General features: G+C 68.2%; 6 protein-coding genes. 2 read left to right on the forward strand and 4 right to left on the reverse strand.

Annotated features, from left to right (window positions below; translation table 11 throughout):
• Nucleotides 1–28: 28 nt before the first annotated feature.
• Nucleotides 29–1,108 (forward strand): acetamidase/formamidase family protein, encoded by a 1,080-nt coding sequence (locus I6A60_RS30790; protein ID WP_203011638.1) that lies wholly within the window; start codon nt 29–31, stop codon nt 1,106–1,108.
• Nucleotides 1,096–1,836 (forward strand): hypothetical protein, encoded by a 741-nt coding sequence (locus tag I6A60_RS30795; protein WP_203011639.1) that lies wholly within the window; start codon nt 1,096–1,098, stop codon nt 1,834–1,836. The genes I6A60_RS30790 and I6A60_RS30795 overlap by 13 nt, the downstream gene beginning before the upstream one ends.
• Here I6A60_RS30795 and I6A60_RS30800 read toward each other — a convergent pair.
• The 4 genes from I6A60_RS30800 to I6A60_RS30815 form a co-directional block, all read right to left on the reverse strand.
• A complete protein-coding gene (locus I6A60_RS30800) occupies nt 1,814–2,935 on the reverse strand; it encodes a TIGR03619 family F420-dependent LLM class oxidoreductase (RefSeq protein WP_203041879.1) in 1,122 nt (373 codons plus the stop codon). The two genes, I6A60_RS30795 and I6A60_RS30800, sit on opposite strands and share 23 nt — an antisense overlap.
• Nucleotides 2,829–3,707, reverse strand: a complete 879-nt coding sequence (locus I6A60_RS30805) for an ABC transporter permease (protein ID WP_203041877.1) — start codon at nt 3,705–3,707, stop codon at nt 2,829–2,831. Before I6A60_RS30805 ends, I6A60_RS30800 begins: the two co-directional genes overlap by 107 nt.
• Nucleotides 3,704–4,612 carry an ABC transporter substrate-binding protein gene (locus I6A60_RS30810; RefSeq protein WP_203011749.1) on the reverse strand — a complete coding sequence of 303 codons (909 nt, stop codon included), beginning with the start codon at nt 4,610–4,612 and terminating at the stop codon, nt 3,704–3,706. The genes I6A60_RS30805 and I6A60_RS30810 overlap by 4 nt, the downstream gene beginning before the upstream one ends.
• 187 nt (nt 4,613–4,799) lie before the next feature.
• Nucleotides 4,800–5,597, reverse strand: coding sequence for an ABC transporter ATP-binding protein (locus I6A60_RS30815; RefSeq protein WP_203011759.1), 798 nt, complete (start codon nt 5,595–5,597; stop codon nt 4,800–4,802).
• Between the last annotated feature and the right edge of the window lie 1,072 nt (nt 5,598–6,669).

The raw sequence follows: 6,669 nt of genomic DNA on the forward strand, positions 1-6,669 counted from the left end.
GGGGCTCGCGGCTCGACAGACTGAGTTCATGATCGAACCGTTCCGAGTCCTCCAGCGCCTCGACGGCAGCGCGGACGCGATCTACATCGCTGCCGACCCCGAGAACGTGCTCTGGGGACGGCTGCCGACCGGCTCGGATCGCGCCGTGCACAAGGTCGCGCCGGGGGCCGAGGTCCTGATCGACACGATCAGCCATGAGGGTGTTCTGGAGGATCAGGGCCGGGACCCGGTTGCCTTCTTCGCCGGCTTCGGGGTCCCCGCCGACGAGGTGCTCACCGACGCCGTCGCCGTCGCGGCCGGGAGCGCGCACGCCTTCGGGCAGGACGGACCACATGTGATCACCGGTCCGATCGCGGTGCTCGGTGCGCAGCCGGGTGATCTGCTGGCGGTGCGCGTCCTTGAGCTGACTCCGCGTGCGGCCTACGGCGTGATCTCCAACCGGCACGGCAGGGGCGCGCTGCCCGGCGAGATGCCCGCTGGGGCCGACCCGGTCTTCACGTTCTGCCGCGCCGGGCACGGCCCGCAGGGCCCGACCGGCACCATCGACACGGATGAGGGTGCGATCACCTTTCCGCTCAGGTTCTTCCTCGGGATCATGGGGGTTGCCCCGGCTGACGAGGGCCACCACAGCTCTGTCCCGCCCGGGCGCTACGGCGGCAATCTCGACGTCTCGATGATCACCGCCGGGGCGACGCTGTACCTGCCCGTCCAGGTGCCGGAGGCCTTGGCCTATATCGGTGATCCGCACTTCGCGCAGGGTGATGGCGAGGTGGCGCTGACCGCGTTCGAGGCTCCGCTGCGCGCGCGGCTCCGCTTCGACCTGATCACCCGCGAGGAGCGCGCGTATTCCGATCGTCCGTACGCCGAGACCGACGAGTACCTGATCCCGATCGGGCTGGACGAGGACCTCGGGGCGGCGATGCGTGACTGCGTGCGCGGCGGCCTTGAACTGCTCGAACGCCGTTACCGCATAGAACGCAGCGTCGCCTACGCCTATCTGAGCGCGGCGACCGACTTCGCGGTGAGCCAGGTGGTCGATGTCGTCCAGGGCGTCCACGCCAAGATTCGCAAGGCGGACCTCGCCGCGCTGTCGTCGTGGCCGCGCTGATGTTCGACCGCGATTCGATCCTGCTCGTCGACAAGCCTGCCGGCTGGACAGCGCAGGGTGTCATCGATCGTCTCCGCGAACTGACGGGTGGTGATCTCGTCGGAAACGTATGCGCGTGTCAGGACGACGATGCGCTTGCGGCGTGTGCCACGCGCTGGTTTGCGACGCTGGAGCCGTTGGCGTCGGGAGTACTCGCGATCGGGCTGGGTGCGGGAACCACCGTGCTGGCGAACGTCGCACTTGTTGACATGGAGTATCTGGTGACGATCCGCCTCGAACTGGTCGGCGCAGCCGTCGAGACGGAACCAGTGCCATCATCGGAAGACCTGATGTCGCACTCGGCGGTTGATTCGGCGATGCGGGCGTTTGTCGGTGATCTGCGACAGTTCCGCGGGTCAGCAGTTGAGGATGCCGTTTTCGGTGCGCCGACCCATGGCGTGGACGGACTGCCGCCACCACCCGAACTGGCGGTGCGGCAGGTGACCGTCAGTAGGTTCGAGCTCGTCGGATTGACGCGGCCGGATCAGAATGTGCTGGTAGTACAGGCGCATCTGGAATGCACTACCGGCACGTACGTACGCGCGCTCGTTCGCGATCTCGCTGCATCGCTCGGTGCTGTCGGGCAGATGATGTCACTTCGCCGGCTGCGGGTCGGACCTTTCGGCCTCGAGCGGGCATCGACGCTGGAGCAGCTCCCTGACGTCCTCAGCACCAGCCTGCGCGACTGAGTTCGCGTCGCGCCTCGGTGAACCAGGGAGTGATGTCGTCCTGGTCGCGGACGAAGTCCGCCATGGGAACGGAGACCTCCGTGGCGCCGTCGGATGCCTGTTGAGGTATCGCCTCCAGCGACTCGGCGAATCGTGGACCCCGGTCTCGGTTCTGCCGCGCCACCGAGTGGGCGCGGATCCGCAACGTGCCAGGGTCGCGTTGCGCGGTCGCGAACGCCTCGCGCAGAATGGCCGTCCCCTCGACCAGGACTTCCCGGGAGGACGCGAGGGGGACGATCCAGCCGACTCCAAGCCGCACAATTCGGTCGACGTCCGTAGCCGAGAGCCCGGTCGAGAAGAGAACGGCGGGGCCATGCGCCTGCACCGGCCGCGGCTCGCTGTAGACGTCGCTGAAGGTCACCGTCGACGACGCGAAGCTTGCTGGACTCGAGGTCCAGAGCGCGCGACAAGCCGCGACTGTGTCCGTGAGTAGCTGATCGCGGTCGTCCCAGTCGCGCCCCACGGCGGGGTACTCCTCCTGTTGCCAACCCGTGGCGACGCCAAGCTCGAGCCTGCCCCCGGAGATCACGTCGAGCGTCGCGGCTGCCTTGGCGAGCAGTGCCGCCGGACGAAGTGGCGCGATCAGGATCCCGGTCGTAAGCCGAATCCTGTCGGTCACCGCCGCGATCGCCGCGAGCATGACAAAGGGCTCCAGGAACGGGGCGTCCGGTTGCTCAGCGAACGTCCCCCATGGATAGCGATCTGGTCTTTTGCCCATGACGACGTGGTCCGGCACGACAACGCCGTCAAATCCGGCGTCCTCGGCCTCCCGCGCCACTCTGAGAAACGTGGCGGCGTCGCCGCCCGGCCGGCTCGCGTGCGGAATACGCAGCAGAATCGATGCGGGTCGCTCAATCATGAAGCGCCGAACCCCGCATGCGGCGACGATCCGCCCGGCGTGAGCGGAGCGGGCGGCGGCTTGCCGCTGTCGGCCCTGATCGCCGCGGGCACGTTCACGACCCGGTCGATCGGCCTCGGCGCCATGGCAGGGCCAGGCGTTCGAGGAGGCCGACCAGGCCGAAGGCGGATACGGCCAGGATGGACGCGATGATCGCCGCACCCCAGAGCTGCGGGATCTGGAACTGCGAGCCGAAGATGGTGACCAGGTAACCGAGGCCGCGATCGGAGCCGATCCATTCCGCGGTGAGGGCACCGAGGAAACATCCGCCCGCGCCGATCTTCAACGCGACGAAGAGGAAGGGCAGCGACGCGGGCAGCCTGACCTTCACCAGGATGCGCCACCAGCTCGCGTTGTAGGAGCGCATCAGCTCCGCGATCTCCGGATCGACGGCCCGCAGCCCGCGCTGCATGTTCACCAGGGTGGGGAAGAAGACGAGAAACCCCGCGACCAGGATCTTCGGCGCCATCCCAGGGCCCAGCCAGATCGACAACATCGGCGCCAACGCCACGACCGGGATCGCCTGGGCGGCGAGCGTCAGCGGATACACGCTGCGCTCGATGAACCGGGAGTGGACGAAGGCGACCGCGATCACGACCGCGGCGAAGGAGCCGGCGACGAAAGCCGCCATCGCCTCCTCCGTGGTCCGCACCGTGTGCCGCCAGTAGAGGCCAGGCTGGTCGAGCACGGCCCGCACGATCGAGGACGGCGCGGGCAGCACGAAGGTCTTGATCAGGCCGCTGGACGTGGCCGCCTGCCACGCGCCGATCACCGCGGCGATGACGACGATCGGGCCGATGATGTCGAGCGCACGGCCCCAGGTGCGCCGAGCCGTGCCGGTGACGGCGAGGTCGTGCAGGCCGTCGCCGTCGTGCGGGCCGTCGCCACCCGAGGGGGTGGCGACGACCTGCATCGGGGCCTCGCTGGTCGTCATGAGATGGACTTCGACACCAACGTCGTGTCGAGCATCGGGGCGGTGTCCACGAGCGAACTCGTGGAGCCGGCAGCCAGTACCCGCTTCGCCGAGTTGGCCCACAGTTCGGGCTCCAGCGCGAGGAGGCCGTTGGTCTTGTCGTAGTCGGTGAGCAGGAACGGCACCATCGCCTTGGCCTGGTAGAGCTCCTGGTCCTTGTTCAGGCCGTCCACCAGATGGCTGTCGAGGACCCAGTTGGCGGCCTTCGCCGGGTCGGCGATGAATCCGGCCCACTCCTGCTGCGTGGCCTGGATCCAGGGCCTGAGGACGTCGTCCTTGTGCTTGTCGTAGTACGCCTGAGTGGTGAAGTAGATGTTGTCCTGATTGGCCAGGCCGTAGTCGGAGTCGAGGAATATCCGGTTGTCCACTCCGGCGGCCTTGATGATCTGCGGCTCGTTCAACGCCAGGCCGGCGTATACACAGGCGACCTTGCCAGAGATGATCGTCGCTGAGTCGTCGTTCGCGACGTTGAGGACGCTCACCGTGCTCGCGTCGATGTTGTTGGTCTTGAGCAGCACCGAGAAGTTCTGCGCCGCGACCGCCTTCACCGCGATCTTCTTGCCGGCGATGTCGGAGAGCTTGGTCACGCCGGAGTCGGTGCGGCAGATCAGGCCCAGCGCCGAGTGCCCGAACTCCGCGCCGAGCACCTTGAGCTTGAGGCCCTTGCCCTCGGCGATGACGAGCGAGTCCTCCTGCGAGACTCCGATGTCGGCCTTGCCGGCGCCGACGACCTGAATCGGGTCCACCCCGATGCCGCCCGGCTTGTACGAGACCTTGAGGCCGGCCTTGGCGTAGCTGCCGTCCTCGATACCCTTCGGAATCGCGTAGTTCTGGCTGTTCGGAATGAAGCCAAGCTGCACCGTCACCGGGGTGAGCGAGGCGGCACCGGCCGACGACGTGGCCGAGGAGCCACCCGCCGACGAGGACGAGCACGCGGCCAGTGCGGCGGCTGCGACCACGCAGCAGCCCACGACCTGAAGGCGACGGGTACGACGCATGACGGATGTACTCCCTGGAATGGCGAGATAATTGAGAATGAGGCGGTCTGAGCGATCACTGAGAAGTCGGTTGCAGCGCGTGACGAAGCGTCGCCTCATGGGCGAGGAAGCGTGGATCTTCTCGGATCTCCGCGGTGCGGTGATGGCCGAATTCGATGTCGAGGGTGTGCGTGATGCGGCCGGGTCGTGGGCTCATGACAAAGACTCGGTCGGAGAGCAGCACCGCTTCGGTGATGGAGTGAGTGACGAGGAGGAGCGTGGCGCCCTCCTCCTCCAGGATCCGGAGCAGTTCGAAGTTGAGACGCAGACGAGTGATCTCGTCCAGCGCGCCGAACGGCTCGTCCATCAGGAGGTACTTGGGGCGTTGCGCGATAGCCCGGGCGATCGCGGCGCGCTGCCGCATCCCACCCGAGAGCTCGTGCGGATAGCAGTTCTCGAAGCCACGCAGCCCGACGAGCTCGATCGCGTGGTGCACCCGGTCGAGCCGCTCGCGACGAGACAGCGACGTCATCTCCAGACCCAGCGCGACATTGCCGACGAGCTTGCGCCAGTCAAGCATCACCGAGGACTGCCCGACGAGCGCGAAGGTCTGGTTCAACCTCCCGTCGCGGGGGCTGCGTCCGTCAATCGAGGCCCGGCCGGTCGCCCCGCCGACAATGTCCGCGACGATGCGCAGCAAGGTGGACTTGCCGCAACCGGACGGTCCGATCAGGCAGGCCCGCTGGCCTTCGTCGAAATGGAACGAGCAGCGATCGAGAGCCACCGTCTCGGATCGTCTCGACCGGTAGACCATCGATATGTCGGAGACCGTGATGCCGCCGCGGATCGGTGCCTCGGGCAAGGGGGCTGTCATGGGTTCACCGTTCCTCCGCGAGCTGATCGGGTTGCCGAACGAGGTCGGCGCGGCTATGTGTTTGCGTCTGCCCGCTGCGCTGAAGGCATGTGCCGCCGCATCGGCGGCGAGGTGGCTTCGCTGTCACCGAGGCTTCGCTGTCACCGAGGCTTCGCTGTCACCGAGGCTTCGCTGTCGCTGAGGCTTCGCTGCCACTGCCATGAGCTTGGCGATCAGCGGTACGGAACGCCTCATCCGCGGCGGACACATCTGCGCTAGGGCGTTGTCCCCAAGCGACAGCCTGCCCTGCCTGGCTCAACGCTTTCGGTCATCGGCGACGGCTGAAAGCTGGTTCCAGGGCTGATCTTGGTTTCGCCGGGAGGCGCCGCGGCCCGAGTGGAGTGGGGAGACCTCCGCCTCTGCGGCGGTTTCTGGCGACCGTCGCGACGCGGACCGTTTTGTTCATCCTTGCCAGGGCGGTCGTGAAGACCTCGGCGGGCGGCCGCCGGCTGAGGACCGCGCGTGGCCGGCCGTCGAGTCGTTCCTCGATCGCGGCGAGCGCCGCGGCGCCGTGCTTGGTCGGCCGCTGCCCTTGGGGAGGTAGTCACGGCGCGGCTCGGCGCGTGGGGCCCGGTCCACCTGGTGGGTCGAGCGTGGCCGGGCGGTTGGCCGCGGCGGTGGCGAGCGTGACGGTAGGCGTCAGGCACGCCCGCGGGCAGTTGCGCGGCAAACGGATCGGGCAACCCGTATTTGGTGACTTTTCGCGCGGCGTGTCCCGGCGGGGTGTTGCGTGCGCCACAGGTAACTAGACGTTAACGCTGGCGGTGGGGATAGCGGCGTGAAGGGTTGGGTAACAACCGGCTAGCGGCGCCGCAACACGGTGCGCGACGGCGCGACCCCGACTAGAGTCCGAATTGTTACCCGTGCAAATGATCGCCTGTCTGATCGCTTGTCGCACGGACCCCGCCCCGGGCCGAGCCGGGCGGGGGGGGCCGGGGGGGGGGGCCCCCCCCCCCGCGCCCCCCCCCCCCGCCCCCCCGGCCGGGGCGGGGGCGCGCACAGGGCGCGGGCGCACGGGGGGCCCCCGCCCGGG

The organism is Frankia sp. AgB1.9 (genome assembly GCF_016786355.1).
Taxonomy (GTDB): domain Bacteria; phylum Actinomycetota; class Actinomycetes; order Frankiales; family Frankiaceae; genus Pseudofrankia.

Bases quoted from the DNA above. Each gene is read 5' to 3' on its own strand.
- I6A60_RS30790 (WP_203011638.1), top strand. From the start codon at position 29: ATGATCGAACCGTTCCGAGTCCTCCAGCGCCTCGACGGCAGCGCGGAC.
- I6A60_RS30805 (WP_203041877.1), bottom strand. From the start codon at position 3,707: ATGACGACCAGCGAGGCCCCGATGCAGGTCGTCGCCACCCCCTCGGGT.
- I6A60_RS30815 (WP_203011759.1), bottom strand. From the start codon at position 5,597: ATGACAGCCCCCTTGCCCGAGGCACCGATCCGCGGCGGCATCACGGTC.